Source organism: Clostridium algoriphilum (genome assembly GCF_020443705.1).
Classification (GTDB): Bacteria; Bacillota; Clostridia; order Clostridiales; family Clostridiaceae; genus Clostridium_AD; species Clostridium_AD algoriphilum.
The window spans coordinates 38,717-63,784 of sequence record NZ_JAIZZK010000026.1 but is presented as its reverse complement, the minus strand read 5'-3'; the positions used below and the strand labels follow the sequence as shown (position 1 = coordinate 63,784).

Below are 25,068 nucleotides of genomic sequence, written 5' to 3'. Positions count from 1 at the left end.
GAATTATTAAGTGAGTATGACTTCCCAGGTGATGATATCCCAATTATAACAGGATCAGCTTTAAAAGCATTAGAAAACCCAACTGATCCAGAACAATCAAAATGTATAACTGAATTAATGGAAGCTGTAGATAGCTACATTCCAACACCAACAAGAGCAACAGATAAACCATTCTTAATGCCAGTAGAAGATGTATTCACAATCACAGGTAGAGGAACAGTTGCTACAGGAAGAGTTGAAACTGGGATACTTAAGGTTGGAGAAGAAGTTGAAATCGTTGGATTAAGTGAAGATAAAAGAAAAGTTGTATGTACAGGAGTTGAAATGTTCAGAAAACTTCTAGATCAAGCAATGGCTGGAGACAACATTGGGGCATTATTAAGAGGAGTACAAAGAGCAGATATTCAAAGAGGTCAAGTACTTGCAAAACCAGGTTCAATACATCCACATGCTAAATTTGTAGGTCAAGTATATGTACTTAAAAAAGAAGAAGGCGGAAGACATACACCATTCTTCGACGGATACAGACCACAATTTTATTTTAGAACAACAGATGTAACAGGATCAATCAAATTACCAGACGGAATGGAAATGGTAATGCCAGGAGACCACATAGACATGAATGTTGAATTAATAACTCAAGTAGCAATGGATGAGGGATTAAGATTTGCAATCAGAGAAGGTGGAAGAACAGTAGGATCAGGAGTTGTTACTTCAATAGTTAAATAATATTTATAATATATTTACAAACATCAATTGGTAATTTCAATCATAATAAAAGCTTTTATTATTAAGGAGAAGAGGACGCTCTTCTCCTTTTGTGTACTCTAAAACTTAATCAAAATACATATAGAAGAATAAATAGAGAAATAACAAAATAAAATAAAAAAAAACTTGTATAAGTAAAAGAAGTGTTGTATACTTTAGAGGTTGTATTGTGGTAACAGCGATGAGGGAAGAGGTTGCCGGACTTCCGGGTTATTCTTCACCGAGCATGTCCTGATCTTGAATCGGGCGACGGGGTTCGTGAGTTTGTTCCATATCTTTATTGCATGCAACACCCGGAACAGTTTACAGAACATCCGCTGTTGCACGTAAGAAGTAGAGCGTGCGATGAAAAGGAGGAAATAATAATGATAAAACAAAAAATTAGAATTAGATTAAAGGCTTTTGATCACAACATATTAGATCAATCCGCTGAGAAGATTGTTCAAACTGCTAAAAGTACAGGAGCTAAAGTAGCTGGTCCAGTACCACTACCTACAGAAAAAGATGTAATTACAGTATTAAGATCTCCACACAAATACAAAGATTCAAGAGAGCAATTTGAAATAAGAACTCATAAGAGACTAATAGATATCATTAGTCCATCACCTAAAACTGTTGATGCGCTAATGAGATTAGACTTACCAGCTGGTGTTGATATCGAAATAAAATTATAGGCGTACATAGAAGTGCGATGAAGCGTATAAGTGTAATTCACTATGCGTAAGTAATAGATTACTATTACTAACTATTATGATCACTATTGTGGTCCGCTAATAAGTAGGAGGTGTATTTTCATGAAAAAGGGAATAATGGGTAAAAAGCTTGGTATGACTCAAATATTTGATGAAAATAGAAGGGTTGTTCCAGTAACAGTTGTTGAAGCAGGTCCATGTGTTGTTATTCAAAAGAAAACCATTGAAAATGATGGTTACAATGCAATTAAAGTTGGTTTTGGTGACATAAGAGAAAAGTTAGTTAACAAGCCAATGAAAGGACAATTTGCTAAGGCAGGAACATCTTTAAAAAGATTCGTAAAAGAATTTAGAATGGAAGATATAAGTGCTTATGAAGTAGGTCAAGAGTTTAAGGCAGACATATTTGCTGCTGGAGACAAAATTGACGTATCAGGAATATCTAAAGGTAAGGGATTCCAAGGTTGTATTAAAAGATGGAATCAGCACACAGGTCCAATGAGTCATGGTTCTAAGTTCCACAGAGCAGTTGGATCAATGGGAGCATCTTCCGATCCATCAAAAACATTTAAAAACAAACGTATGCCAGGTCATATGGGTAATGTTAGTAGAACAGTAATGAACCTTGTAGTAGTTAAAGTAATGTCTGAAAAGAACATTATATTAATTAAAGGTGGTATTCCAGGACCAAACAAAGGCACAGTTGTAATAAGAAACGCAGTTAAAGCGTAATTTTAAAAGAAAGGAGGATGCAGAATGCTTAAATTAGATTTGTTTAATAAACAAGCAGAAAAAGTTGGAGACATTGAATTAAATGAAAATATATTTGGAGTTGAAATCAACACAAATGCTATGCACCAAGTTGTAGTAGCACAACTAGCAAATAAAAGACAAGGAACTCAATCAGCTAAAACTAGAGCTGAAGTTCGAGGCGGTGGAATCAAGCCTTGGAGACAAAAAGGAACTGGTAGAGCAAGACAGGGTTCTATAAGAGCACCACAATGGATACATGGTGGTATAGTATTTGCTCCAAAGCCAAGAGATTATCGTATGTCAGTACCAAAGACAATGAGAAGAGTTGCTTTTAAATCAGCTTTATCAGCTAAGGTAGTTGCAAATGAAATGATAGTTGTAGATAGCTTAGAATTTGATTCACCAAAAACTAAAGCAATGTTAGCGGTTTTAAAAGCATTTGATGCTAAGAAAACTTTAATTGTTGTTGAAAAGTCAGATGAAAATGTCTATAAATCAGCAAGAAATATACCTGGTGTTCAAGTAACTCCAGTAAACAACTTGAATGTTTATGACATATTAAAGTATGAAAAATTCATAGTTACAAAGGATGCTGTATCTAAAATCCAGGAGGTGTATATATAATGAAGCTAACTAGCCATGATATTATAAGAAAACCGATAATTACTGAAAAAAGTATGGCTGTAATGGCGGATAAAAAATACACCTTTATAGTTGATATTCACGCAAATAAAACTCAAGTTAAAAAAGCAGTAGAAGATGTATTCGGAGTTAAAGTTGAGAATGTAAGAACACTAAAGAATATGGGTAAAACTAAAAGAGTTGGAGTTCACATTGGAAAAAGAGCAGATTTCAAAAAAGCTATTGTTACTTTAACAACAGAAAGCAAAACAATTGAGTTTTTTGATGGAATGTAATTATTAAGCAGGTATTGGCAGAGGCCAGATAAGCGAAAAGAAGGAGGGAAATCACATGGCGATTAAGAAATTTAGACCCACCACACCTTCAAGAAGAAATATGACTATGTCTGATTTTGAAGAAATAACAACAGATAAGCCATTAAAATCACTTCTTGTAAGCACTAAAAGACAAGGTGGTAGAAATAATCAAGGTAAAATAACTGTTCGTCACCGAGGTGGTGGAGCAAAACAAAGTTACAGAATAATAGATTTTAAAAGAACTAAAGATGGTATTCCAGCAAAAGTTTCAACAATTGAGTATGATCCAAATAGATCTGCTTACATAGCTCTTGTTGTATATTCTGATGGTGAAAAAAAATATATAATTGCTCCAGTTGGATTAAAAGTTGGAGATGTAATTGAATCAGGTAGCGATGCTGATATAAAAGTTGGAAATACACTTCCAATAATTAATATACCATTAGGTTCTACAATTCATAATATAGAACTACAGGTTGGTAAAGGCGCTCAACTTGTAAGATCAGCAGGTTCTTCAGCTCAGCTTATGGCTAAAGAAGGAGAATATGCTCAAGTAAGACTTCCAAGTGGTGAAGTGAGATATATTAGAGTAAACTGTAGAGCTACTATAGGAACAGTTTCTAACTTAACTCATGATATTGTTAACATAGGTAAAGCAGGAAGAAAAAGACATTTAGGATTTAGACCTACAGTCAGAGGATCAGTAATGAATCCAAATGACCATCCACATGGTGGTGGAGAAGGTAAAGCACCAGTTGGTCACGCTAGTCCGATGACTCCTTGGGGTAAACCAGCTTTAGGATATAAAACTAGAAAAACTAAGAAATACTCTGACAAATTTATTGTCAAAGGAAAAAATAGAAAATAGCTTGAAGAGAAATTTTTCTCTTCCAAACTATGGTTATTGTGTATGAAGGGAGGCCACTAAAGTGAGTAGATCAGTAAAAAAAGGACCTTATGTGCAAGAAGTTCTGTTAAAAAGAATAAATGAAATGAATAAGAATGGCGAGAAAAAAGTAATAAAAACTTGGTCAAGAAGTTCTACTATTTTTCCGCAAATGATAGGGCATACTATCGCAGTACATGATGGAAGAAAACATGTGCCAGTTTATGTTTTAGAAGATATGGTAGGACATAAATTAGGAGAATTTGCATTAACTAGAACATTTAAAGGACATATTGATAGAGAAAGAACAAGTAAAGTAAGATAGTGTGGAAGGAGGAAACAATTATGGAGGCTAAAGCTATAGCTAAATATGTGAGAACGTCCTCAATGAAGATCGGGATTGTTCTTGATTTAATAAGAGGAAAAAATGTAAATGAAGCTTTTGCTATATTACAATACACTCCTAAAAACGCAGCTGAAGTAGTAACAAAAGTACTTAAATCAGCTGTTGCAAATGCAGAGAACAATTTAAATCTAGACATTAATAGATTATATGTTGCTAAAACTTATGCATGCCAAGGTCCAACACTTAAGAGGTTTAGACCGCGTGCACAAGGAAGAGCTTATAGAATAAGAAAAAGATCTAGTCATATAACTATAATAGTTACAGAGAGAATATAAAAAGGAGGGGTATAGCATGGGACAAAAAGTAAATCCGCACGGATTTAGAGTTGGTGTAATAAAAGACTGGAGTTCTAAGTGGTATGCAGATAAAAAGAATTTTGCAGATAATCTTGTTGAAGATTTTAAGATTAGAGAATTCTTGAAAAGTAAACTTTACACAGCTGGGATTTCTAAAATTGAGATTGAAAGAGCAGCTAAAAGAGTTAAAATCAACATACACACTGCTAAACCAGGAATGGTAATTGGTAGAGGCGGCTCTGGAATTGAAGTTATAAAGCTTGATATGAAAAAAATTATAACAGACAAAAATGTTTTAATTAATATAGTAGAAGTTAAGCAAGCTGAAAACAATGCTCAATTAATGTCAGAAAATGTTGCTTCACAATTAGAAAAAAGAATTTCTTTTAGAAGAGCAATGAAACAAACAATTCAAAGAGCTATGAGATCTAATGTAAAGGGAGTCAAAATTGCTTGTGCAGGAAGACTTGGCGGAGCTGAAATAGCTAGAACTGAACATTACCATGAAGGTACAATACCATGTCAAACATTGAGAGCCGACATAGATTATGGATTTGCAGAAGCGAATACAGTATATGGTAAAATTGGCGTTAAAGTTTGGGTATATAGAGGTGAAGTTCTTCCTACAAAGAAAACCGTTAAGGAAGAAGCAAAAGCGTAGAAGTGTAAGGAAGGAGGAATAAGACATGTTAATGCCTAAGAGATCTAAACATCGTAAGGTTCAACGTGGTAGAATGAGAGGAAAAGCTACAAGAGGAAACTTTATTGCATATGGTGATTATGCACTACAAGCTATGGAATGTGGCTGGGTAAAAAGTAATCAAATAGAAGCTGCCAGAGTTGCTATCAATAGAGAAGTAAAAAGAGGCGGAAAGGTTTGGATAAAAATCTTCCCTGATAAGCCAGTAACTGAAAAACCAGCTGAAACTCGTATGGGTTCCGGTAAAGGATCAGTAGAATATTGGGTAGCAGTTGTTAAACCAGGTAGAGTCTTATTCGAGATTGCAGGAGTAACAGAAGAAGCAGCTAGAGAGGCAATGAGACTTGCTTCACACAAACTTCCAATAAAGACTAAGTTTGTATCTAGAAAAGATTTTGAGGAAATGGGTGGTGAAGTCGTTGAAGGCTAATGAATTAAATGAATTGAGACAAAGTAATCCTCAAGATTTGCTAGTTAAGATGTCTGATTTGAAGGTAGAATTATTTAACCTTAGATTTCAGTTAGCTACAGGGCAACTAGAAAACCCTATGAGAATTAAAGCAGTTAAAAAATCTATAGCCCAAATTAAGACCATCCTTAGGCAAGAAGAAATAAAGGCTTTTGAACAGTAAAACTGAAAGGAGGTTGCTCTTGTGGAAAGAAATAACAGGAAAACAAGAACAGGTAAAGTAGTTTCTGATAAAATGGATAAAACAGTAGTTGTTGCAATTGAAACAAAGGTACGTCATCCGTTATACGGAAAGATAATTAATAAAACAACAAAATTTAAGGCTCATGATGAAAATAATGAAGCTAAAGTTAATGATAAAGTTTCAATTATGGAAACTAGACCATTATCTAAAGATAAAAGATGGAGAGTTACTGGAATAGTTGAAAAAGCTAAATAATATTTCAGTTTAACGACTGAAAGGAGGGTATTTGATATGATACAACAGCAGTCAAAGTTAAAGGTTGCAGATAATTCTGGTGCAAAAGAAATTATGTGTATTAGAGTATTAGGTGGTTCCAAGAGAAAATGGGGAAACATAAGTGACATCATAGTTGCCAGCGTTAAAAGTGCAACACCAGGTGGAGTTGTTAAAAAAGGCGAAGTTGTTAAAGCAGTTATCGTTAGATCAGCAAAAGGCTTAAGAAGAGCAGATGGATCATACGTTAAATTTGATGATAATGCAGCTGTTATCATCAAAGACGACAAAAACCCAAAAGGAACTCGTATATTCGGACCAGTTGCAAGAGAGTTAAGAGACAAAGACTTCAGTAAAATCTTATCACTAGCACCTGAAGTTTTATAAGATAGGAGGTGGCTAACATGGCAGTTATAAAAGTGCACGTAAGAAAGAAAGATTCAGTAATGGTTATATCAGGTAAAGACAAAGGCAAAATAGGCGAAGTCTTAGCTGTATATCCTAAAAAAGGTAAGGTTTTAGTGAAAGATGTTAGTGTGGTTACAAAACATCAGAAACCAAGCAAACAAAATATGCAAGGTGGAATAACTCACAGAGAAGCAGCTATTAATAGTTCTAAAGTTATGTTATATTGTACAAAGTGCAAAAATGTAACAAGAATAAATAGTAAAATTCTAGAAGATGGGACTAAAGTAAGAGTTTGTAAGAAATGTGGAGAAACATTTTAATTTCTGAAAGGAGGTTTAACATATGAGTTCAAGACTACAAGAAAAATATGAAAATGAAGTAGTTCAAGCTTTAATGGAGAAATTCGGTTATAAAAATATAATGGAAGTACCAAAGCTTGAAAAGATAGTTTTAAATATGGGAGTTGGCGAAGCTAAAGATAATTCTAAAGTTTTAGATGCAGCTCTTAGTGATATGTCAATTATCGCAGGTCAAAAACCAATCGTAACAAGAGCAAAGAAATCTATAGCTAACTTCAAGTTAAGAGAGAATACGCCAATAGGTTGTAAAGTTACACTAAGAAAAGCTCAAATGTTCGAATTTGCTGATAAATTAATGAACGTTGCATTGCCTAGAGTTAGAGATTTTAGAGGAGCTTCTTCTAAAGCATTTGATGGTAGAGGAAATTATGCTATCGGTATTAAAGAACAACTTATATTCCCAGAAATAGAGTATGATAAAATAGATAAAGTAAGAGGAATGGATATAATATTCGTTACTACAGCAAAGACAGACGAGGAAGCAAGAGAGTTATTAAGGTTCCTTGGAATGCCATTTGCTCAATAATAGGGAGGTTAACATATGGCACGTAAGGCTTTAATAGAGAAGTGGAAAAAAGAACCTAAATATTCAACTAGAGCTTATACAAGATGCAGACTATGTGGAAGACCACATTCTGTATTACAAAAATTTGGTATATGCCGTATCTGTTTTAGAGAACTTGCACACAAGGGAGAAATTCCTGGTTGCAGAAAAGCAAGTTGGTAATTAGAACATTCTAATGAAAGGAGGCACGAAAAATGGTTATGACTGACCCAATCGCAGATTTGCTAACACGTATAAGAAATGCAAATGTTGTTAGACATGAAATAGTAGAAGTACCTTCATCAACTATAAAGAAGGAAATCGCAAATATATTGCTTCAAGAAGGATATCTTAAAAACATCGAAGAATATAATGATGGTGTCGTTCCTATGATGAGACTTGCAATGAAATACGGTCAAAACAAGGAAAGAGTTATCACTGGACTTAAGAGAATATCTAAGCCAGGTTTAAGAGTATATTCTAAAAATGAAGATATTCCAAAAGTATTGAATGGACTCGGAGTTGCTATAATATCAACTTCAAAAGGATTAGTAGCAGATAAAGAGGCTAGAAAATTAGGCCTAGGCGGAGAAGTTATTTGTTATATTTGGTAGTATAATAATTCTAAGGCATAACTGTGTTGTTTGTTATGTACATAGTAATAATAGATCATTTATAAATAATAAAGTTGTTATGTGCTTAAAGTAATATGGAGACTAAACAATTAGTAATTGGGTAGTACTTAAAATGAATATATGAGATATAGCAGTTGAAAATTGTTATGTGTCTGAAAAGAATACAGGAGGTGTAAGTATGTCAAGAATCGGAAGACTTCCAGTAGCTATACCTAATGGAGTAACTGTTACAGTTTCACCACTAAATGTTGTCAATGTAAAAGGACCAAAAGGTGAGTTAACTCAAAACATGAGTACCAAAATGAATATAGCTTTGGAAGACAATACTGTGGTAGTTACAAGACCAAGTGATGTAAAAGAGCATAGAGCTCTTCATGGATTGACAAGATCATTAATAAATAATATGGTTATTGGCGTAACAGAGGGATACGAAAAGACACTTGAGTTAGTAGGTGTTGGTTACAGAGCACAACTTAAAGGTGCTAAAATAACATTAAGTCTTGGATATTCACATCCAGTTGAAATAGATGCAGTTGCAGGAATTCAATTTATTTTACCTGATGCTAATAAGATAATAGTTAAAGGAATTGATAAACAATTAGTTGGAGCTGTTGCAGCAGACATTAGAACCTGGAGAAAACCAGAACCTTACAAAGGAAAAGGAATCAGATATTCTGGCGAAATTGTCAGACGTAAGGAAGGTAAGACAGGTAAATAAAGTAGGAAGGAGTGAATGATGTGTTCAAGAAAGACGATAGACAAAAGTCAAGAGTTAAGCGTCATCTTAGAGTTCGTAAAAAAATCTCTGGTACAGCTGAAAGACCTAGATTAGCTATATACAGAAGTGAAAAGAACATATATGCTCAAGTAATAGATGATGTTGCAAAAATCACATTAGTTTCTGCTTCAAGTATAGATAAAGCTTTCGAACAAAAAATAGGAAGCAATAAAGAAGCAGCAAAACTAGTAGGAAAAATGGTTGCAGAAAGAGCACTTGAAAAAGGAATAGAAGAAGTAGTTTTTGATAGAGGCGGATATGTGTACCACGGTAGAGTACAAATCCTCGCTGAAGGAGCAAGAGAAGCTGGACTTAAATTCTAAGAGAAGGAGGGAAACACATGAAAATAGATCCTAGTACATTAGACCTTAAAGAAAAAGTAGTTAATATAAACAGAGTTGCTAAGGTTGTTAAAGGTGGACGAAACTTCAGATTCAGCGCATTAGTTGTTGTTGGAGACGAAAACGGACACGTTGGCGTTGGAATGGGTAAATCTGTAGAAATTCCTGAAGCAATTAGAAAAGGAATAGAAGATGCTAAGAAGAACTTAATAAATGTAGCTATGGTTGGATCAACAATTCCACATACTATTGATGGTAAGTTCGGTACTGCGGTTATACACATAATGCCTGGTGCTGAAGGTACAGGAGTTTTAGCTGGAGGACCAGTTAGAGCAGTTCTAGAATTAGCAGGATTAAAAGATGTTAGAGCTAAATCTTTAGGCTCTAGTAATGCAAGAAATGTAGTAAATGCTACTATAGAAGGTTTAGCAGGCTTAAGAACAGTAGAAGATGTTGCTAAACTAAGAGGCAAAACTGTAGAAGAAATTTTAAGATAGGAGGGGAAAACCTTGGCTAAAGTTAAAATAACATTGGTTAAAAGCTTAATAGGTAGAAAGAAAGAACATATTGCTACGGTTAATGCTTTAGGATTAAGAAAAATAAGAAAAAGTGTTGAGCACGAGGAAACTCCTCAGATCAAAGGTATGATTAACAAAATTATATATCTAGTAAAAGTTGAACAAGTATAAAAAAGAGGAGGTGTTGACATGAAGCTTCAAGAGTTAAGACCTGCGGAAGGTTCTAAAAAAGGCCCTAAGAGAATCGGTAGAGGTACTGCGTCTGGTTGGGGAAAAACTGCAGGAAGAGGTCAAGATGGACAAAACTCTAGATCAGGTGGAGGAACAAGACCAGGATTTGAAGGAGGTCAGATGCCTTTATACAGAAGATTACCTAAAAGAGGGTTTCATAATATTTTTGCAAAAAAATATTCTTGTATAAATGTAGATAGACTGAATATATTTGAAAATGGTACTGAGGTTACACAAGAGTTGTTAGTAGAGAGAAGAGTAGTAAGAAAGATATACGACGGAGTTAAGATACTTGGAAATGGTAATTTAGAAAAGAACTTAACTGTAAAAGTATTTAAATTATCTAAGGGAGCAGCTGAGAAAGTTGAAGCAGCTGGAGGAAAAGTTGAGGTGATATAATTGTTATCAACCCTACGTAATGCCTGGAAAATTCCTGATTTAAGAAAACGTATGATTTTCACACTGCTTATGGTTGTAATTATTAGGGTAGGTATCTTCATTCCTGTTCCCGGTGTGGATGCTAGTAAGCTAGCAAGCTTAACTAGTAATGGAGGTACATTATTTAGTTTTTATGACATGCTTTCAGGTGGTGCATTTAGTAAGTTTAGTATATTTGCTATGGGTGTTGGTCCATACATAAATGCATCGATTATAATGCAATTATTAGTAATTGCAATTCCATATTTAGAACAACTTTCTAAAGAAGGGCTTGAAGGACGTAAGAAAATACAGGATTATACTAGATATGCTTCAATAGTACTTGGTGCGCTACAAGCATTTGGTATGTATGCGATTATTGCAGGTACAGGAGCATTTTCAGATAAATCCAGTCTAACCATATTTTTAGTGGTGCTAACAATGACCACCGCATCAACATTTTTGGTTTGGATAGGTGAGCAAATCACAGGTAAAGGTATTGGTAATGGTGTTTCATTAATAATATTTATCAATATTATATCTGCGTTACCTTCAACAGCATATAAAATTGCTGGACTTCAAAAGGCAGGCACTGTAAATTTTGTAGAGGTTATAATGTTTATTATAGTTGCTATAGCATTATTAGTAGCTGTTGTAATAGCAAGCTTAAGCGAAAGAAGAATTCCAGTTCAATATGCTGGTAAAGCTATTGGTAACAAGGTTTTTAAAGGGCAATCAACACATATTCCAATCAATGTAAATGGATCTGGAGTTATCGGTATAATTTTTGCAATGTCAGTAATGACATTCCCAGCAACAATAGCACAACTTAAACCGACATCTGCAATTGCAAAATTCATTACAGGAAGTCCTTGGAGCATATTTGAAACAAATAGTTGGAAATATTCATTAGTGTATTTTGTATTAATAGTATTCTTTACATGGTTTTATACCCAGGTAACATTTAAACCGGATGAAATGGCTGAAAACATGTCAAAATCATCAGGATTTATACCAGGTATTAGACCAGGGGAGAATACAGCAAGTTACATTGATAATGTGCTTACTAAAATTTCAATAATTGGAGGTTCTTTTGCAGGTGTTATAGCACTATTCCCTATTATTGTAGAAGGATTTACTCAGTTTAAAGGAATATACTTTGGAGGCACAATGTTGCTAATTATGGTAAATGTTGCTCTTGAGACTTTAAGGCAACTTGAGTCACAATTAGTAATGCGTCATTATCAAGGATTCCTTAAATAATTTATTACCAGGAGATGGTATTATGAGAATAATCTTGTTAGGTCCTCCGGGTGCCGGAAAAGGAACGCAAGCAAAATCTATAAGCAATAAGTTCTTCATCCCACATATATCAACAGGGGATATATTCAGAAAGAATATTACAGAAAAAACCCCTCTTGGAATCGAAGCTAAGAAACATATTGATAAGGGACATTTAGTTCCTGATAAATTGACTATAGATATAATTAAGGATAGGCTAAATAATGAAGATTGCAAAAATGGATTTTTACTAGATGGCTATCCTAGAACTGTTAATCAAGGCGAAGCGTTAAAAACTTTATTAGATGAGCAGGGCAGTAGCCTTGATATAGCGTTACTAATAAAGGTTCCTAGAGAATTTATTCTAAGTAGAATGACTGGTAGAAGAGTTTGTCTTACATGTGGTGCTAGCTATCATGTTACATTCAATCCGCCAAAAGCTGCGGGAAAATGTAATGTTTGTGGATGTGATCTTGTACAAAGAGCTGATGACACAGAAGATACCGTTAATGAACGGATAGACATATATGAAGCTCAGACACAACCATTGATAAAGTATTACGATGACAAAAACTTATTATCAGCAGTTGATGGAACGCAAGCAATTGACAGTGTATTTGAAAGTATTTATAGTATCTTAGAATCGATAAAAAAATGATTAACATAAAAAGTGATATGGAAATTCAATATATGAGAAATGCGGGTAAAGTGGTTTCAGAAGCTCTTGCAACAATTCAGCAGGGAATAAAACCTGGAATTACCACTGCAGAACTAGATAAATTAGCTGAAGAGTTCATAATAAAACAGGGTGCTAAACCATCTTTTAAGGGTTATTATGGGTTTCCAGCTTCCATATGTACATCTGTTAATGATGAAGTGGTTCATGGGATTCCAAGTGACCGGATTTTACTTGAAGGAGACATAATTAGCATAGATTGTGGTGCTATATTAAATGGCTATCATGGCGATGCTGCAAGAACTTTTCCAGTAGGAAAGGTATCTAATGAAGCTTCAATGCTTATTGAAGCAACTAAGAACAGTTTCTTTAAGGGCGTTGAAAAAGCTATAATTGGCAATAGATTATCAGATATATCTGCCGCAATTCAGGGTTACGCTGAAGGCCTTGGATATTCTGTAGTTAGGGACTTTGTAGGTCATGGAATTGGCAAGTCAATGCATGAAGATCCGGAAATTCCTAACTATGGTGCTCCCAATAAGGGTCCTAAGTTAGTCCATGGTATGATACTTGCAATTGAACCTATGATAAACACAGGAAAGCATTATGTCAAAGTAAAGTCTAATAGGTGGACAGTAGTAACAAGAGATGGCAGTTTATCTGCACATTATGAAAATACTGTTGCTATTATAAAAAGTGGTCCTGAAATACTAACTTTGAGCTAATTGAGGTGAATGATTTGGATAAAAATAGCCTTGTAGGTAAGGTGGTACATTCTAAAGCGGGAAGAGATATGCACAGAGATTTTATTGTAGTAGGAATACTTAATAACGAGTATGTGTATATTTCTGATGGAGAGTTAAGAAAGATTGAAAAACCTAAAAAAAAGAAGGTTAAACATCTAAATTTTACTGACACAGTAGCTGAAGAGATTAGAGATATAATTTTATCTAAAAAAGAGGTTACTAATTCAAAAATTAAAATATTTTTGCAGTCTGCAGATATTGGTAAGGAGGTTTGATTACCTTATGTCAAAAGATGATATAATTGAAATGCAAGGTGTGGTGTTAGAAACTTTACCCAATGCAATATTTCAAGTTGAACTTGAGAGTGGGCACAAAATTTTAGCTCATATTTCAGGAAAGCTAAGAATGAATTTTATAAGAATACTACCAGGTGATAAGGTTACAGTGGAACTTTCCCCATATGATTTGACTCGTGGGAGAATAACTTGGAGAGACAAATAATAAGGAGGGTTAGCTATGAAAGTAAGACCATCAGTTAAACCTATGTGTGAAAAATGTAAGGTTATAAAAAGAAAAGGAAGAGTAATGGTTATCTGTGAAAATCCTAAACATAAACAAAAACAAGGTTGATCGGTTTTATTTACAAATGATATTAATTTAAGTATTATATGTAAAAGTTAATATATTAATAATAAATCCTTATTACATCGTTTTATAAGACACAGATGTGATAAAATTATAACAACAATTACGTGGGAGGTGTAAACAGTAAATGGCAAGAATAGCAGGTATTGACCTACCAAGGGAAAAAAGAGTAGAAATAGGTTTAACATATATATTTGGTATTGGTTCAACAAAATCAAAGGGAATCCTTAAAACAACAGGAATAAATCCTGAAACAAGAGTTAAGGACTTAACTGAAGAAGAAGTTAATGAATTAAGAACATACATTCAAAAGAACTTTATGATTGAAGGTGACTTAAGAAGAAGAGTTGCTCTAGATATAAAAAGATTAATGGAAGTTGGATGTTATAGAGGAATAAGACATAGAAAAGGTCTTCCAGTAAGAGGACAAAAAACTAAAACTAACGCTAGAACAAGAAAAGGCCCTAAGAAAACAATGGCGGGTAAGAAGAAATAGTAAGGAGGGAATAACATGGCTCAAAAAGTTAAAAGAAGTAGAAGAAAAAAAGAAAGAAAAAATGTTGAGCACGGTTGTGCACACATAAAGTCTACTTTCAATAATTCCATCGTTACACTTACAGATGCAGCTGGTAATGCTTTATCTTGGGCTAGTGCAGGTGGATTAGGATTTAGAGGATCAAGAAAAAGTACTCCTTTTGCAGCTCAAATGGCAGCAGAAGCTGCTTCAAAAGCAGCTATGGAGCACGGATTAAAGAGTGTTGACGTATTCGTTAAGGGACCAGGAGCAGGTAGAGAAGCGGCTATTAGATCACTTCAAGCGGCTGGATTAGAAATCACATTAATCAAAGACGTTACACCAATTCCTCATAATGGATGTAGACCACCAAAGAGAAGAAGAGTATGATTAAATTAATAGGATAGTAAATAGGAGGTGTAATTTGAATGGCAAGATATACTGGAGCTACTTGTAGACTTTGCAGAAGAGAAGGTATGAAGCTAAACCTTAAGGGTGATAGATGCTTCACAGATAAATGTGCATTTGCTAGAAGAGGCTATGCACCAGGACAACATGGACAGAGTAAGAAGAAAATGTCTAATTATGGATTACAGTTAAGAGAAAAACAAAAGGCTAAGAGAATATACGGAGTGCTTGAAAGTCAATTCAGAAGATACTATGAAAAAGCTGACAAGTTAAGAGGTATAACAGGTGAAAATCTATTAAGACTTTTAGAAGTGAGACTTGATAACGTAGTTTATAGATTAGGTTACGGAAATTCAAGACAAGAAGCTAGGCAACTAGTAACTCACGGACATTTCTTAGTTAATGGTAAAAAGGTAGATATTCCTTCTTACAGTTTAACAGCAAATGAAGTAGTATCTGCATGTGATAAAAGCAGAGCTACTGAGAAGTTTAAGGTTTTCCTTGAAAATCCTAAAACTTTACCAAATTGGTTAGAAGCTAACTTAGAGAAATTTGAAGGAAAAGTTTTAGCACAACCAACTAGGGAAGATATAGATGTTCCTGTTAACGAAACTTTAATCGTGGAGTTATACAGCAAATAGTCATTAATATAGAATCAGTTGCCCTCATAATAGGTTGCCAATTAAAAAAGAGGAGGGTTTATTATGTTAGAGATAGAAAAGCCAAAAATAGAATGTGTAGAAACAGCTGAAGATGGTTCTTATGGTAAGTTTATAATTGAACCATTAGAAAGAGGCTATGGTATAACTTTAGGTAATGCATTAAGAAGAATTCTTCTTTCTTCATTGCCTGGAGTTGCTACAAGTGCAGTTAAGATTGATACCGTGCTTCATGAATTTTCAACAGTTAAGGGTGTCAAAGAAGATGTTACAGAATTAATTCTAAACATCAAAAGCTTGGCATTAACAATGACTGGAGAAGGTCCTAGAACTATTTGTATTGATGCTAAAGGCCCTGGAGTAGTTACTGGAGCAGATATAAAAACTGATGGCGATATTGAAGTTGTTAATAGTGATTTACATATAGCAACATTGGATGATGATGCTAAATTATATATGGAACTAACTGTTAATAGAGGTAGAGGCTATGTGTCTATGAGTAAAAATAAGACAGAAGAGCTACCTATAGCTACAATACCAGTAGATTCAATTTATACTCCAGTTAAAAGAGTAAATTTTGCTGTGGAAAACACTAGAGTAGGCCAGATTACTGATTATGATAAATTAACTATTGAAATTTGGACTAATGGAACGATTAGACCAGATGAAGCTATTGGTTTATCAGCTAAAATACTTATCGAACACTTTAAGTTGTTTATGACATTAACAGATCATGCTGATAATGTTGAAATAATGGTTGAAAAAGAAGAAGATAAGAAAGAAAAAGTTCTTGAAATGACTATTGAAGAGCTCGATCTTTCCGTTAGAAGTTATAATTGCTTAAAAAGAGCTGGAATTAACACAGTTCAGGAACTAACAGAAAGATCAATGGATGATATGATGAAGGTTAGAAATTTAGGTAAGAAATCACTTGAAGAAGTTGAACAGAAACTTCAAGCTTTGAGTTTGAACTTAAAACTAACTGAAGAGTAAGGAGGGAAACACATGGCACAATATCGTAAATTAGGGCGCGCCACTGATCAAAGAATTGCAATGTTTAGAAGTCTTGCAACTAATTTGTTGAAATATGGTAAAATTGAAACTACAGTAACTAGAGCAAAAGAAACTAGAAAATTTGCTGAAAGAATGATAACTCTTGGAAAAAGAGGAGATCTTCATGCTAGAAGGCAAGCACTTGCATTTATTACTGAAGAAAGCGTTGTTAAAGATTTATTTGATAATATTGCACCCAAGTATGCTGAGAGAAACGGCGGATATACTAGAATAATGAAAATGGGTCCAAGAAGAGGCGACGCAGCAGAAATGAGTATAATAGAATTAGTATAGTTTGAACCAAGGGGATTAAGTGAATTCAAACTTAATCCCCATTTTACTATTCAAATTTAATCAAATATAACAAAAAATATTCATATTGAGGTTGGTAATTAAAATAATTTAATATATTTTAAGTTTGATATATTCATATTCGTAGACGTTGGGAGTGACACTTATGGGTGAAAAAATGGTAAGATGTAATAAACTTGTTTATAAGTACCCTCAAAGTGAAGATGAACAACCTAAAGTAGCCATAGATGGCTTGGATTTAGAGGTTGAAAAGGGTGAGTTTCTAGTGATACTAGGGCATAATGGCTCTGGAAAATCAACTTTTGCTAAACATATAAATGCACTATTAATACCTACTGAAGGAGAAATTTATGTAGATGGATTACAAACTTCTGTAGAATCTAATCTATGGAAAATTAGGAATGTAGCTGGCATGGTTTTTCAAAATCCAGATAATCAAATTGTTGCAACAATTGTAGAAGAAGATGTAGCATTTGGTCCGGAAAACTTGGGCATAGATCCTAAAGAGATTAGAAAAAGAGTTGATGATTCGTTAAAAAGTGTACAAATGTATGAGTATAGAAAGCACGCCCCACATCTACTTTCGGGTGGTCAAAAACAAAGAGTAGCTATTGCGGGTATTCTCGCAATGATGCCAAAGTGTATTGTTTTTGATGAACCAACAGCAATGCTTGATCCATATGGTAGAAAAGAAGTTATGCGAACAATAAAAGAAATAAACAAAAAGTATGGAATAACAATAATTCTAATAACTCATAATATGGAAGAAGCAGTAGAAGCGGATAGAATTGTAGTTATGGATAGTGGTAAAATTGTAATGAATGGGAAACCAAAAGAAATATTTAGAAATGTACCTGTTATGAAAAAAATAGGGTTAGATGTTCCGCAAGTTACAGAACTTGCATACGAACTTAGACAAAATGGTATTAATATAGCATCAGATATATTAACTATAGATGAGATGGTGAACGCATTATGTCAATTAAAATAGAAAATTTAACATATATATATATGCCAAAAACTCCTTTTGAAAAAAAAGCTATTGATAATGTATCTATAGAAATAAATCAAGGGGAATTTGTTGCACTAATTGGGCATACAGGCTCTGGTAAATCGACTTTAATACAACATATAAACGGACTTTTAAAACCAACATTAGGTAGATTATTAATTGATGACATGGATATAACAAAGAAAAAGGTGAAACTTACGAGCATAAGAAAAAAAGTTGGATTAGTATTCCAATACCCTGAGTACCAGCTTTTTGAAGAAACTATTGAAAAAGACATTGCTTTTGGACCAAAAAATTTAGGTCTAGATAATGATGAGATAAATAAAAGAGTTCAGAGAGCTATGAAAATTGTTGGACTTGACTATGAAGAGTATAAGGACAAGTCGCCCTTTGAAATAAGTGGTGGCCAAAAGAGAAGAGTAGCAATTGCTGGAGTAGTAGCTATGGAACCTCAGATTTTAATTTTAGATGAACCAACAGCAGGACTAGATCCAAAAGGTAGAGATGATATTTTAAATAAAATCGTTCAGTTATACAAAGAAAACAACATTACTATAATATTAGTATCTCATAGTATGGAAGATGTTGCTAAAGTAGCGAATAGAATACTGGTAATGGATAAGGGGAAATGCATCCTAGATGGAACACCTGAAAAAATATTTAGGGAAATAGAAACATTAGAAAATGTAGGGCTTGCAGTTCCACAGATGACATACTTAATTAGAGATTTGCATAATAAAGGATTTAAATTGTCCCAAGATATATTTACCATAGAAAAAGCTAAACAAGAGTTACTTAAAATACTCAAAGAGAACTAGTACGAATTTTTTGCCTTGTTAAGGCATCATATATAAAACAGTAATATGTGCTTTTTACAACACATTGGAGGAATTTGTATGATTAAAGATATTACAATAGGCCAATATATACCAGGGGAGTCGTTTATACATAAATTAGATCCTAGATTTAAGATACTAATATCTATATTATTTATTGTTGACCTATTTTTGGTAAATAATTTCGAAGGCTACTTATATATATTTATATTTATTTTAGCTACAATACTAATATCAAAGCTATCTGTTAAGTATATTTACAATGGGTTAAAACCGATTTTAGTTTTATTACTTATTACAGCAGTATTAAATATTTTTATGACTAGTGGGAAAGAATTAATTTTTCAGTGGGGGATTATAAGTATTTATAAAGAAGGTTTAGTAATTGCTGCATTCATGATAATTAGACTGGTGTTTTTAATTATGGGAACGTCAATACTAACACTGACAACGTCTCCTATAGAGTTAACTGATGGAATAGAAAGACTTCTAAACCCATTTAAAAGAATAGGGGTACCAGCTCATGAATTGGCAATGATGATGACTATTGCATTAAGGTTCATTCCTACTCTTATGGATGAGACTGATAAAATAATGAAAGCACAAATGGCAAGAGGTGCTGATTTTGAATCTGGGAATTTAATAAGTAGAGCTAAAAGCTTAGTTCCTATATTAGTACCATTATTTATAAGTTCGTTTAGGCGGGCAGATGAATTAGCAATGGCTATGGAATCAAGATGTTATAAGGGCGGAGAAGGAAGAACTAGAATGAAACAACTAAAGGTAACTAATAAAGATTATATTGCAAGTATCGCTTTCACATTGCTAATTGTTATTACTATTGTTAGTAGAACATAATGTTCTACTAGGGTGCAAAGGATTATAAATCCTAGGTATAAATAGAAAAGGACGTGGCGATATGAGAAATATAAAACTAATAATAGAATACGATGGAACAGATTATTGTGGATGGCAAAGGCAAAATAATGTCATGACTATTCAAGAAAAGATAGAGAGTTCTATTGGAGAGATTACAGGTGAAAAAGCACTAATATTTGGTTCTAGTAGAACTGATGCGGGGGTTCATGCAAAAGGATATGCAGGTAACTTTTATACTAACAGTAAGATAGCTGTAGAAAAATTTTCAGGCGCAATTAATAGCAAGCTTCCACGTGATATTGTAATCCTAGAGGCTTATGAAGTTCCTCATGAGTTCCACGCAAGGTATAATAGCGTTGGTAAGATGTATAGTTATACTATAATTAATAGGCGTCAGTCTGTTGCAATAGGGCGTAATTACATATATCATCACCAAAAGATATTAAATGTTGAAGACATGAAATTGGCCTCGCAATATTTTATGGGTACTCATGATTTCTCTGCATTTAAAAATCTAGGTAGTTCTGTTAAAACTTCTGTAAGGACTATAACTAAACTAGATGTTATAAAAAATGAAGATATTATAAAGATATACATTGCGGCTGATGGATTTTTATATAATATGGTTAGAATAATAGTTGGGGCATTAATTCGGGTTGGGGAAGGAAAGATAAAACCCAGTGAAATAGAAGATATAATTAAGTCAAAAGAGCGATCAAAAGCTGGGAAAGCCGTTCCTGCTGGTGGATTATGTTTAGAGAAAGTTTTTTATTAAAATAAAAGATATAAAACTTGTTATATCCTATGTAAAAACATTGACACACCCGGTAGAATGTATTATACTTATTAATGTTTGTATAAAATATCGTGTATAAGATCCACTAGCCCCGGATCTTTAGCATAGAATTTTAATTGTTAAAAGTTCAGGGAGGGAAAATAATGAAATCATACTTAGCTAAACCACTAGAAGTAGAAAGAAAATGGTTCGTTGTAGATGTAGAAGGTAAAGTTTTAGGAAGAGCAGCTAGTCAAATAGCAGCAATACTTAGAGGTAAGCATAAACCAACATTTACACCAAGCGTTGATACAGGAGATTTTGTAATTGTAATTAACGCTGATAAGATAGTTTTAACTGGTAAGAAATTAGACCAAAAAATGTTAAGACATCACTCTTTTTATCCAGGTGGATTAAAAGAAGTTCCATATAGAATAGCATTGGTTAAAAAACCTGAGTTTATTTTTGAAGAGGCAGTAAGAAGAATGCTTCCAAAGGGACCATTAGGTCGTCAAACACTTAAAAAATTAACTGTTTACAGAGGACCAGAACATAAACATGAAGCACAAAACCCAGAAACACTAATACTTAAATACTAATTAGATTTGAAGGGAGGACATATAATGGCAAAGGTTCAATATATAGCAACAGGAAGAAGAAAGAAATCAGTTGCAAGAGTAAGACTTGTACCTGGTGAAGGTAAAATAGTTATAAATAAAAGAAACATAGAAAATTATTTTGGATTAGAAACTTTAATTCTTATTGTTAACCAACCTTTAGTATTAACAGGAACTAAAGATAAATTTGATATTTTAGTTAATGTAAATGGTGGCGGATATACAGGTCAAGCTGGAGCAATAAGACACGGAATTTCTAGATCATTATTAAAAGCTGATGAAACTTTAAGACCAGAGCTTAAAAAAGCAGGCTTTTTAACAAGAGATCCAAGAATGAAAGAAAGAAAGAAATACGGTCTTAAAAAAGCAAGAAAGGCTTCTCAATTCTCAAAGAGATAGTCCTTACAATATTAAAATCCCTCAAACAATTTTGTTTGGGGGATTTTTGCTTTTAATAGGTGGATAAAACGTCTCTAAGTTATTTTTTATCTAAGATATATTCAGCACCTATTCATTAAGAAAATTATATTGGCGATACCTACGTTGATTCATATCCATATAATTTATTGGTGAAACATATTTTTTAAATCTGTCATTTAAAATACTCCAATTTATATTTTTAATAAATGTAGAAATATACTTTTTCCTATCTGTTCCAAAGTCCATAAAATAGGCATGTTCGTAAACATCCATTATTAATATTGGGCAAGAAAGCCATACTGCACCGGTATCATGTGCATCACTTCCAATTATGTGTAATTTGTTATCAAGTAAATCCAGAGTAAGAACTACCCAACCTCTCATGGATAATCCTACGTTTGTAAGGTAGGAGATAAAATTATCATAGGTTGAAAATTGGTTTATAATAGCATTAAATAATGGACCATAAGGGACGTTACTGCCTCCAGTCATGTTTTCAAAATAAAGGTTGTGCAGTTTTACACCGTTTAGTGAATATGTTTCGCCTAGTTTTAAGCTGCGCATTTTGGAATAAGTAGCGTTGCTATCAGTATAATTACTAGGTATATAAGGAGTGTTCCAAATTTCATTTAACTTTGTTACATAACCTGTATACAATTTGTAATGTTCTTCGAGTTGCTTTTTAGAAATATCGGTTACTGATTCAAAATCGAATGTTCTAGGTTTTATATTGTACATTAAATCACCTCAATAAATATTATATGTAAGGGAATCTAATTTGTGTAACTCTATATTATATAGGAATTCATAAAATTTAAAATGAAGTTATATTTAAACAATAATATATTAGCTGTAAGTTGAATAAAATTACACATAGCAATAAATAAAGGGATGGGTGAATTGAAGTACAGAAACAATAAATTAATAGCTATTGTCATTGTAATTGCACTAGGAATGGTAAGCCTTCTAGGGGTAAATATAGGGCTTGCAAAAGAAACTATGAGTACTAATTTAATAGGCAGTAAGAAAATACTTATTGATTCAGGCCATGGTGGAATGGATGGTGGAACTAGTTCTAAAAATGGTACCGTAGAAAAAGATATTAATTTTAGTGTAGCAAAAAAACTTAAAGCAAGCTTACAGAAAGCAGGTTATGAGGTAGTTATGACTAGAGAAGACGACTCAGGACTTTATTCAACAAAGGGAACTATAAGAGAAAGGTACCGTGAAGATCTAAAGAACAGGTGTAATTTAAAAGAATCAAGTAATTGCGATATGTTTATTAGTATACATTTAAATTATTTTACCGAGAGCAAATATTATGGAGCCCAAGTGTGGTACTCCAGTTATAAAGATAGCGCTGCATTGGCTGGTATACTTCAGAAAAACTTCCGTACAGATTTAGATGCGAGTAATAAGAGAGTTCCAAAGCCAGCTAAAACCGCTTATAAGATATTAAGGGAGAATGATGACATGCCAAGTGTTATAGTGGAATGTGGATTTTTATCAAATTTGGATGAGGAGCAAAAATTAAAGTCTGATGAGTATCAAGGAAAAATTTCAAATTCTATAAGTAAATCAATAAGTGAGTATTTTAAAAATACCCCCAAATAAATAATTATAATATATTTATTTTAATAAATTCCAATATAATAATATAGCAACCTTAAAAAGACATATTATTTCAAGCATATGTCTTTTTAAGGTTGTATTTAAATTATCGATACTAATTACTTATTAATCGTAAGCAACAGAAGAATCCCTATCAATAAATACCCACCATATAGGTCCGGGTACTAATGAAATAGGTGCTCCTTTTTGATCTGTAATTTTCATCTGAGAGTTTTTCGCTTGGTTCCACTTAATATCTTGAGCTTTTCCATTGCTAAATAATAATCCAGTCCCAGAAGCGACAGGCGATGCTAATGTTTTATCGCTTATAATGTTACCATGCATAAATTGTATGATAATATTAGTAAGCTTAACAGGAGTATTATTATCTTTATCAACTTCTAAACCTCTGTAATGATAATAATCACCATCTTCATATAAAAAGTTTGATGTTATATCTTCATTAAAATTTACAAAGATCGAGGTTGCCTTTTTATTTATAATGTATGCTTTTTTCATGTTAGCAGAAATATTAAGTATTGGTAAATGTTCATTAGAATAATTTTTTAAGTTAATTGTGGATTCAATATTTTTAGCTGCCTCATTGCTAAATACAGCCTTATAAGTGATGCCATTAGATTTAGTTAGGAATTCAAAAACAATGTCAGCACTATTAAGCCCTATAATTGGTGTTTTATTATTAGTATTACTAAAAGTCGCTATTTTTGCTATTTTACTACTATTAATACTGGCAGTTTGTTCACAAGTATATTTGGATATGCCTGTTTTGTCATATGGATAAACGTAATAAATATGTGTAACAATTTTATAAAGAAAAATTGAAAGGATTAATACTAATATAGCGCTTAAAAAATATATAAGAACAGAAAACTTTTGATTTACCATGAGGGCCCCCTTAGTATCTATATATTATTTTAATAATATTATTTATAAATTATAACCATAAATTATTTAAATATTATTAAGTTTATATATAACGGGTATTAAATTTCAAATTAAGTTAAAAATGATGATTAATTTATTTGAAATAGCAAGAATAGCAGTACGTACCATTAAATAATCATTGATGTGGATAAGTGCACATGCTATTATAAACAGAATGATGAATTAGGCCATTAATATAATTTATCCATTTCAAATAAGTAAAATAGCATTATTTATAGAATTCTAATTAGAGTTTTAACGTTATGCAAAGTGAAACAAAGGAGGATGGATAATATGAGCAAAATTGTTGATTTAAACAGTGATCTAGGAGAAAGTTTTGGTGCTTACAAAATCGGACTTGATGAAGAAGTTCTTAAATATGTATCATCAGCTAATATTGCATGTGGGTGGCATGCAGGGGATCCTATTGTTATGAGGGATACTGTTAGGGCTGCTTATAAAACTAATGTAGGTATTGGCGCACACCCTGGTTTTTTTGATATCATGGGCTTTGGGAGAAGAAATATGACGATATCGCCAGATGAGATAAAACAGTACACCATATATCAGCTTGGAGCTTTATACGGTTTCGTAAAATCAGCAGGAGCCAAAATGCAACATGTAAAGCCTCATGGGGCTATGTATAACATGGCAGCTAAAGACGGCAAACTAGCGCGGGCAATAATAGATGGTATATGGGAAGTGGACAGGGATTTGATAGTTCTTGGACTTGCAGGGAGTGAACTGGTAAGAGCTGCAAAAGAAAAAGGGTTAAAAGCTGCAAATGAAGTTTTTGCGGACAGGGCATATAATTCTGATGGAACTCTTGTTGCAAGAAGTCTTCCTGGTTCAATGATACACGACACGAATATAGCTATTTCAAGGGTAATAAGAATGGTAAAAGAAGGAAAGGTTACAGCAATAAACGGTGAAGAGATGAATATTAATGTTGATTCCATATGTGTTCATGGAGACAATCCGGAGGCTGTTGAGTTTGTAAGAGTTATAAATGAGGAGCTATCCAGAGCTGGAGTAGAAATAAAATCACTTAATCAATTTATAAAATAGGAGGCATGTAAGTTT

43 protein-coding genes are annotated in these 25,068 nt (G+C 33.2%); 41 read left to right on the top strand and 2 right to left on the bottom strand.

What is annotated here, in order from left to right:
* From LGK95_RS16730 to rpsI, 39 genes are all read left to right on the top strand, one after another.
* Positions 1 to 729: EF-Tu C-terminal domain-related protein (locus tag LGK95_RS16730; RefSeq protein WP_264174589.1), on the top strand; the 729-nt coding region annotated here is incomplete at its 5' end.
* A 401-nt stretch (positions 730 to 1,130) separates the two neighbouring features.
* Complete coding sequence (gene rpsJ / locus LGK95_RS16725; RefSeq protein WP_449727681.1) at positions 1,131 to 1,442, top strand: 30S ribosomal protein S10; 312 nt, start codon at positions 1,131 to 1,133, stop codon at positions 1,440 to 1,442.
* A gap of 120 nt (positions 1,443 to 1,562) precedes the next feature.
* Positions 1,563 to 2,192, top strand: a complete 630-nt coding sequence (gene rplC / locus LGK95_RS16720; protein ID WP_226125940.1) for a 50S ribosomal protein L3 — start codon at positions 1,563 to 1,565, stop codon at positions 2,190 to 2,192.
* 24 nt (positions 2,193 to 2,216) lie between these two features.
* Positions 2,217 to 2,837, top strand: coding sequence for a 50S ribosomal protein L4 (gene rplD, locus LGK95_RS16715; protein ID WP_226125935.1), 621 nt, complete (start codon positions 2,217 to 2,219; stop codon positions 2,835 to 2,837).
* A complete protein-coding gene (gene rplW / locus LGK95_RS16710; RefSeq protein ID WP_226125933.1) occupies positions 2,837 to 3,130 on the top strand; it encodes a 50S ribosomal protein L23 in 294 nt (97 codons plus the stop codon). Before rplD ends, rplW begins: the two co-directional genes overlap by 1 nt.
* A gap of 55 nt (positions 3,131 to 3,185) precedes the next feature.
* Positions 3,186 to 4,019 carry a 50S ribosomal protein L2 gene (gene rplB, locus LGK95_RS16705; protein WP_226125931.1) on the top strand — a complete coding sequence of 278 codons (834 nt, stop codon included), beginning with the start codon at positions 3,186 to 3,188 and terminating at the stop codon, positions 4,017 to 4,019.
* A gap of 61 nt (positions 4,020 to 4,080) precedes the next feature.
* Positions 4,081 to 4,362 carry a 30S ribosomal protein S19 gene (rpsS, locus tag LGK95_RS16700; protein ID WP_071614628.1) on the top strand — a complete coding sequence of 94 codons (282 nt, stop codon included), beginning with the start codon at positions 4,081 to 4,083 and terminating at the stop codon, positions 4,360 to 4,362.
* A gap of 20 nt (positions 4,363 to 4,382) precedes the next feature.
* Positions 4,383 to 4,718 carry a 50S ribosomal protein L22 gene (gene rplV / locus LGK95_RS16695; RefSeq protein ID WP_226125929.1) on the top strand — a complete coding sequence of 112 codons (336 nt, stop codon included), beginning with the start codon at positions 4,383 to 4,385 and terminating at the stop codon, positions 4,716 to 4,718.
* A 16-nt stretch (positions 4,719 to 4,734) separates the two neighbouring features.
* Positions 4,735 to 5,400, top strand: a complete 666-nt coding sequence (gene rpsC, locus LGK95_RS16690) for a 30S ribosomal protein S3 (RefSeq protein WP_226125928.1) — start codon at positions 4,735 to 4,737, stop codon at positions 5,398 to 5,400.
* 25 nt (positions 5,401 to 5,425) lie between these two features.
* Positions 5,426 to 5,869, top strand: a complete 444-nt coding sequence (rplP, locus tag LGK95_RS16685; protein WP_226125926.1) for a 50S ribosomal protein L16 — start codon at positions 5,426 to 5,428, stop codon at positions 5,867 to 5,869.
* Positions 5,859 to 6,071 (top strand): 50S ribosomal protein L29, encoded by a 213-nt coding sequence (gene rpmC, locus LGK95_RS16680; protein ID WP_226125924.1) that lies wholly within the window; start codon positions 5,859 to 5,861, stop codon positions 6,069 to 6,071. Before rplP ends, rpmC begins: the two co-directional genes overlap by 11 nt.
* 21 nt (positions 6,072 to 6,092) lie before the next feature.
* Positions 6,093 to 6,347, top strand: coding sequence for a 30S ribosomal protein S17 (rpsQ, locus tag LGK95_RS16675; protein ID WP_226125922.1), 255 nt, complete (start codon positions 6,093 to 6,095; stop codon positions 6,345 to 6,347).
* Positions 6,348 to 6,383: 36 nt separating this feature from the next.
* A complete protein-coding gene (rplN, locus tag LGK95_RS16670; RefSeq protein ID WP_226125921.1) occupies positions 6,384 to 6,752 on the top strand; it encodes a 50S ribosomal protein L14 in 369 nt (122 codons plus the stop codon).
* 17 nt (positions 6,753 to 6,769) lie between these two features.
* Positions 6,770 to 7,093: a 50S ribosomal protein L24 gene (gene rplX, locus LGK95_RS16665; protein WP_226125920.1), complete on the top strand. Its 324-nt coding sequence runs from the start codon at positions 6,770 to 6,772 to the stop codon at positions 7,091 to 7,093.
* A 22-nt stretch (positions 7,094 to 7,115) separates the two neighbouring features.
* Positions 7,116 to 7,658, top strand: a complete 543-nt coding sequence (rplE, locus tag LGK95_RS16660; protein WP_226125918.1) for a 50S ribosomal protein L5 — start codon at positions 7,116 to 7,118, stop codon at positions 7,656 to 7,658.
* Positions 7,659 to 7,673: 15 nt separating this feature from the next.
* Positions 7,674 to 7,859 (top strand): type Z 30S ribosomal protein S14, encoded by a 186-nt coding sequence (locus tag LGK95_RS16655; protein ID WP_071614619.1) that lies wholly within the window; start codon positions 7,674 to 7,676, stop codon positions 7,857 to 7,859.
* 32 nt (positions 7,860 to 7,891) lie between these two features.
* On the top strand, positions 7,892 to 8,290 hold the full coding sequence (gene rpsH / locus LGK95_RS16650; RefSeq protein WP_226125916.1) for a 30S ribosomal protein S8: 399 nt from the start codon (positions 7,892 to 7,894) through the stop codon (positions 8,288 to 8,290).
* Between the two features lie 199 nt (positions 8,291 to 8,489).
* Positions 8,490 to 9,029 (top strand): 50S ribosomal protein L6, encoded by a 540-nt coding sequence (gene rplF, locus LGK95_RS16645; RefSeq protein WP_226125914.1) that lies wholly within the window; start codon positions 8,490 to 8,492, stop codon positions 9,027 to 9,029.
* A 20-nt stretch (positions 9,030 to 9,049) separates the two neighbouring features.
* A complete protein-coding gene (gene rplR, locus LGK95_RS16640; RefSeq protein ID WP_226125909.1) occupies positions 9,050 to 9,412 on the top strand; it encodes a 50S ribosomal protein L18 in 363 nt (120 codons plus the stop codon).
* A gap of 17 nt (positions 9,413 to 9,429) precedes the next feature.
* Positions 9,430 to 9,927: a 30S ribosomal protein S5 gene (gene rpsE, locus LGK95_RS16635; protein ID WP_226125908.1), complete on the top strand. Its 498-nt coding sequence runs from the start codon at positions 9,430 to 9,432 to the stop codon at positions 9,925 to 9,927.
* 12 nt (positions 9,928 to 9,939) lie between these two features.
* Positions 9,940 to 10,119, top strand: coding sequence for a 50S ribosomal protein L30 (gene rpmD, locus LGK95_RS16630; protein WP_226125903.1), 180 nt, complete (start codon positions 9,940 to 9,942; stop codon positions 10,117 to 10,119).
* An 18-nt stretch (positions 10,120 to 10,137) separates the two neighbouring features.
* The gene (gene rplO, locus LGK95_RS16625; RefSeq protein ID WP_226125898.1) at positions 10,138 to 10,578 is read left to right on the top strand and encodes a 50S ribosomal protein L15; all 441 of its coding nucleotides are present in this window, start codon (positions 10,138 to 10,140) and stop codon (positions 10,576 to 10,578) included.
* Positions 10,579 to 11,859 carry a preprotein translocase subunit SecY gene (secY, locus tag LGK95_RS16620; RefSeq protein WP_226125894.1) on the top strand — a complete coding sequence of 427 codons (1,281 nt, stop codon included), beginning with the start codon at positions 10,579 to 10,581 and terminating at the stop codon, positions 11,857 to 11,859.
* Between the two features lie 22 nt (positions 11,860 to 11,881).
* The gene (locus LGK95_RS16615; protein WP_226125892.1) at positions 11,882 to 12,535 is read left to right on the top strand and encodes an adenylate kinase; all 654 of its coding nucleotides are present in this window, start codon (positions 11,882 to 11,884) and stop codon (positions 12,533 to 12,535) included.
* Entirely contained in the window at positions 12,532 to 13,278 is a 747-nt protein-coding gene (map, locus tag LGK95_RS16610) for a type I methionyl aminopeptidase (protein WP_226125890.1), read from the top strand. Before LGK95_RS16615 ends, map begins: the two co-directional genes overlap by 4 nt.
* Positions 13,279 to 13,292: 14 nt before the next feature.
* Positions 13,293 to 13,574, top strand: a complete 282-nt coding sequence (locus tag LGK95_RS16605) for a KOW domain-containing RNA-binding protein (protein ID WP_226125889.1) — start codon at positions 13,293 to 13,295, stop codon at positions 13,572 to 13,574.
* 7 nt (positions 13,575 to 13,581) lie between these two features.
* A complete protein-coding gene (gene infA / locus LGK95_RS16600) occupies positions 13,582 to 13,800 on the top strand; it encodes a translation initiation factor IF-1 (protein ID WP_125002904.1) in 219 nt (72 codons plus the stop codon).
* A 15-nt stretch (positions 13,801 to 13,815) separates the two neighbouring features.
* Positions 13,816 to 13,929 carry a 50S ribosomal protein L36 gene (gene rpmJ / locus LGK95_RS16595; RefSeq protein ID WP_021122033.1) on the top strand — a complete coding sequence of 38 codons (114 nt, stop codon included), beginning with the start codon at positions 13,816 to 13,818 and terminating at the stop codon, positions 13,927 to 13,929.
* 142 nt (positions 13,930 to 14,071) lie between these two features.
* Positions 14,072 to 14,440, top strand: a complete 369-nt coding sequence (gene rpsM / locus LGK95_RS16590) for a 30S ribosomal protein S13 (protein WP_226125888.1) — start codon at positions 14,072 to 14,074, stop codon at positions 14,438 to 14,440.
* Positions 14,441 to 14,455: 15 nt separating this feature from the next.
* A complete protein-coding gene (gene rpsK, locus LGK95_RS16585) occupies positions 14,456 to 14,848 on the top strand; it encodes a 30S ribosomal protein S11 (protein ID WP_226125887.1) in 393 nt (130 codons plus the stop codon).
* Positions 14,849 to 14,886: 38 nt separating this feature from the next.
* Complete coding sequence (rpsD, locus tag LGK95_RS16580; RefSeq protein ID WP_226125886.1) at positions 14,887 to 15,507, top strand: 30S ribosomal protein S4; 621 nt, start codon at positions 14,887 to 14,889, stop codon at positions 15,505 to 15,507.
* A gap of 63 nt (positions 15,508 to 15,570) precedes the next feature.
* Entirely contained in the window at positions 15,571 to 16,518 is a 948-nt protein-coding gene (locus tag LGK95_RS16575) for a DNA-directed RNA polymerase subunit alpha (RefSeq protein ID WP_226125885.1), read from the top strand.
* A gap of 12 nt (positions 16,519 to 16,530) precedes the next feature.
* Positions 16,531 to 16,872 (top strand): 50S ribosomal protein L17, encoded by a 342-nt coding sequence (gene rplQ, locus LGK95_RS16570; protein ID WP_226125884.1) that lies wholly within the window; start codon positions 16,531 to 16,533, stop codon positions 16,870 to 16,872.
* A 163-nt stretch (positions 16,873 to 17,035) separates the two neighbouring features.
* On the top strand, positions 17,036 to 17,881 hold the full coding sequence (locus LGK95_RS16565) for an energy-coupling factor transporter ATPase (RefSeq protein ID WP_226125883.1): 846 nt from the start codon (positions 17,036 to 17,038) through the stop codon (positions 17,879 to 17,881).
* Positions 17,866 to 18,720 carry an energy-coupling factor transporter ATPase gene (locus tag LGK95_RS16560; RefSeq protein WP_226125882.1) on the top strand — a complete coding sequence of 285 codons (855 nt, stop codon included), beginning with the start codon at positions 17,866 to 17,868 and terminating at the stop codon, positions 18,718 to 18,720. The genes LGK95_RS16565 and LGK95_RS16560 overlap by 16 nt, the downstream gene beginning before the upstream one ends.
* 78 nt (positions 18,721 to 18,798) lie before the next feature.
* Entirely contained in the window at positions 18,799 to 19,596 is a 798-nt protein-coding gene (locus LGK95_RS16555; protein ID WP_226125881.1) for an energy-coupling factor transporter transmembrane component T family protein, read from the top strand.
* A gap of 61 nt (positions 19,597 to 19,657) precedes the next feature.
* Positions 19,658 to 20,392, top strand: a complete 735-nt coding sequence (truA, locus tag LGK95_RS16550; protein ID WP_226125880.1) for a tRNA pseudouridine(38-40) synthase TruA — start codon at positions 19,658 to 19,660, stop codon at positions 20,390 to 20,392.
* Positions 20,393 to 20,556: 164 nt separating this feature from the next.
* On the top strand, positions 20,557 to 20,991 hold the full coding sequence (gene rplM, locus LGK95_RS16545) for a 50S ribosomal protein L13 (RefSeq protein WP_226125879.1): 435 nt from the start codon (positions 20,557 to 20,559) through the stop codon (positions 20,989 to 20,991).
* Between the two features lie 24 nt (positions 20,992 to 21,015).
* Entirely contained in the window at positions 21,016 to 21,408 is a 393-nt protein-coding gene (rpsI, locus tag LGK95_RS16540) for a 30S ribosomal protein S9 (protein ID WP_226125878.1), read from the top strand.
* Positions 21,409 to 21,516: 108 nt separating this feature from the next.
* On the opposite strand, the gene LGK95_RS16535 is transcribed toward rpsI, so the two are convergent.
* Positions 21,517 to 22,167 (bottom strand): superoxide dismutase, encoded by a 651-nt coding sequence (locus LGK95_RS16535; RefSeq protein ID WP_226125877.1) that lies wholly within the window; start codon positions 22,165 to 22,167, stop codon positions 21,517 to 21,519.
* 162 nt (positions 22,168 to 22,329) lie between these two features.
* Between LGK95_RS16535 and cwlD the strand changes: the two genes are divergently transcribed.
* A complete protein-coding gene (gene cwlD / locus LGK95_RS16530) occupies positions 22,330 to 23,043 on the top strand; it encodes an N-acetylmuramoyl-L-alanine amidase CwlD (protein ID WP_404814467.1) in 714 nt (237 codons plus the stop codon).
* A gap of 123 nt (positions 23,044 to 23,166) precedes the next feature.
* Here the strand turns inward: cwlD and LGK95_RS16525 are convergent, their stop codons facing one another.
* Positions 23,167 to 23,946: a DUF3048 domain-containing protein gene (locus LGK95_RS16525; RefSeq protein WP_226125876.1), complete on the bottom strand. Its 780-nt coding sequence runs from the start codon at positions 23,944 to 23,946 to the stop codon at positions 23,167 to 23,169.
* Between the two features lie 333 nt (positions 23,947 to 24,279).
* Between LGK95_RS16525 and LGK95_RS16520 the strand changes: the two genes are divergently transcribed.
* Complete coding sequence (locus LGK95_RS16520; RefSeq protein ID WP_226125875.1) at positions 24,280 to 25,053, top strand: LamB/YcsF family protein; 774 nt, start codon at positions 24,280 to 24,282, stop codon at positions 25,051 to 25,053.
* Positions 25,054 to 25,068 lie beyond the last annotated feature (15 nt).

Excerpts from the sequence above, each read along its gene's own strand:
- LGK95_RS16535 (WP_226125877.1), bottom strand. The coding sequence starts at position 22,167 with ATGTACAATATAAAACCTAGAACATTCGATTTTGAATCAGTAACCGAT.
- rplX (WP_226125920.1), top strand. The coding sequence starts at position 6,770 with ATGGCAGTTATAAAAGTGCACGTAAGAAAGAAAGATTCAGTAATGGTT.
- rpsC (WP_226125928.1), top strand. The coding sequence starts at position 4,735 with ATGGGACAAAAAGTAAATCCGCACGGATTTAGAGTTGGTGTAATAAAA.
- rplC (WP_226125940.1), top strand. The coding sequence starts at position 1,563 with ATGAAAAAGGGAATAATGGGTAAAAAGCTTGGTATGACTCAAATATTT.
- rplM (WP_226125879.1), top strand. The coding sequence starts at position 20,557 with ATGAAATCATACTTAGCTAAACCACTAGAAGTAGAAAGAAAATGGTTC.
- LGK95_RS16560 (WP_226125882.1), top strand. The coding sequence starts at position 17,866 with ATGTCAATTAAAATAGAAAATTTAACATATATATATATGCCAAAAACT.
- LGK95_RS16565 (WP_226125883.1), top strand. The coding sequence starts at position 17,036 with ATGGGTGAAAAAATGGTAAGATGTAATAAACTTGTTTATAAGTACCCT.
- rpsI (WP_226125878.1), top strand. The coding sequence starts at position 21,016 with ATGGCAAAGGTTCAATATATAGCAACAGGAAGAAGAAAGAAATCAGTT.
- rplP (WP_226125926.1), top strand. The coding sequence starts at position 5,426 with ATGTTAATGCCTAAGAGATCTAAACATCGTAAGGTTCAACGTGGTAGA.
- rplB (WP_226125931.1), top strand. The coding sequence starts at position 3,186 with ATGGCGATTAAGAAATTTAGACCCACCACACCTTCAAGAAGAAATATG.
- LGK95_RS16520 (WP_226125875.1), top strand. The coding sequence starts at position 24,280 with ATGAGCAAAATTGTTGATTTAAACAGTGATCTAGGAGAAAGTTTTGGT.
- rplF (WP_226125914.1), top strand. The coding sequence starts at position 8,490 with ATGTCAAGAATCGGAAGACTTCCAGTAGCTATACCTAATGGAGTAACT.
- LGK95_RS16555 (WP_226125881.1), top strand. The coding sequence starts at position 18,799 with ATGATTAAAGATATTACAATAGGCCAATATATACCAGGGGAGTCGTTT.
- infA (WP_125002904.1), top strand. The coding sequence starts at position 13,582 with ATGTCAAAAGATGATATAATTGAAATGCAAGGTGTGGTGTTAGAAACT.
- rplO (WP_226125898.1), top strand. The coding sequence starts at position 10,138 with ATGAAGCTTCAAGAGTTAAGACCTGCGGAAGGTTCTAAAAAAGGCCCT.
- rplE (WP_226125918.1), top strand. The coding sequence starts at position 7,116 with ATGAGTTCAAGACTACAAGAAAAATATGAAAATGAAGTAGTTCAAGCT.
- rpsM (WP_226125888.1), top strand. The coding sequence starts at position 14,072 with ATGGCAAGAATAGCAGGTATTGACCTACCAAGGGAAAAAAGAGTAGAA.
- rpsH (WP_226125916.1), top strand. The coding sequence starts at position 7,892 with ATGGTTATGACTGACCCAATCGCAGATTTGCTAACACGTATAAGAAAT.
- map (WP_226125890.1), top strand. The coding sequence starts at position 12,532 with ATGATTAACATAAAAAGTGATATGGAAATTCAATATATGAGAAATGCG.
- LGK95_RS16655 (WP_071614619.1), top strand. The coding sequence starts at position 7,674 with ATGGCACGTAAGGCTTTAATAGAGAAGTGGAAAAAAGAACCTAAATAT.
- LGK95_RS16615 (WP_226125892.1), top strand. The coding sequence starts at position 11,882 with ATGAGAATAATCTTGTTAGGTCCTCCGGGTGCCGGAAAAGGAACGCAA.
- rpsD (WP_226125886.1), top strand. The coding sequence starts at position 14,887 with ATGGCAAGATATACTGGAGCTACTTGTAGACTTTGCAGAAGAGAAGGT.
- rplV (WP_226125929.1), top strand. The coding sequence starts at position 4,383 with ATGGAGGCTAAAGCTATAGCTAAATATGTGAGAACGTCCTCAATGAAG.
- truA (WP_226125880.1), top strand. The coding sequence starts at position 19,658 with ATGAGAAATATAAAACTAATAATAGAATACGATGGAACAGATTATTGT.
- rpmJ (WP_021122033.1), top strand. The coding sequence starts at position 13,816 with ATGAAAGTAAGACCATCAGTTAAACCTATGTGTGAAAAATGTAAGGTT.
- LGK95_RS16525 (WP_226125876.1), bottom strand. The coding sequence starts at position 23,946 with ATGGTAAATCAAAAGTTTTCTGTTCTTATATATTTTTTAAGCGCTATA.
- rplN (WP_226125921.1), top strand. The coding sequence starts at position 6,384 with ATGATACAACAGCAGTCAAAGTTAAAGGTTGCAGATAATTCTGGTGCA.
- LGK95_RS16575 (WP_226125885.1), top strand. The coding sequence starts at position 15,571 with ATGTTAGAGATAGAAAAGCCAAAAATAGAATGTGTAGAAACAGCTGAA.
- rpsK (WP_226125887.1), top strand. The coding sequence starts at position 14,456 with ATGGCTCAAAAAGTTAAAAGAAGTAGAAGAAAAAAAGAAAGAAAAAAT.
- rpsE (WP_226125908.1), top strand. The coding sequence starts at position 9,430 with ATGAAAATAGATCCTAGTACATTAGACCTTAAAGAAAAAGTAGTTAAT.
- rplW (WP_226125933.1), top strand. The coding sequence starts at position 2,837 with ATGAAGCTAACTAGCCATGATATTATAAGAAAACCGATAATTACTGAA.
- rplQ (WP_226125884.1), top strand. The coding sequence starts at position 16,531 with ATGGCACAATATCGTAAATTAGGGCGCGCCACTGATCAAAGAATTGCA.
- rplD (WP_226125935.1), top strand. The coding sequence starts at position 2,217 with ATGCTTAAATTAGATTTGTTTAATAAACAAGCAGAAAAAGTTGGAGAC.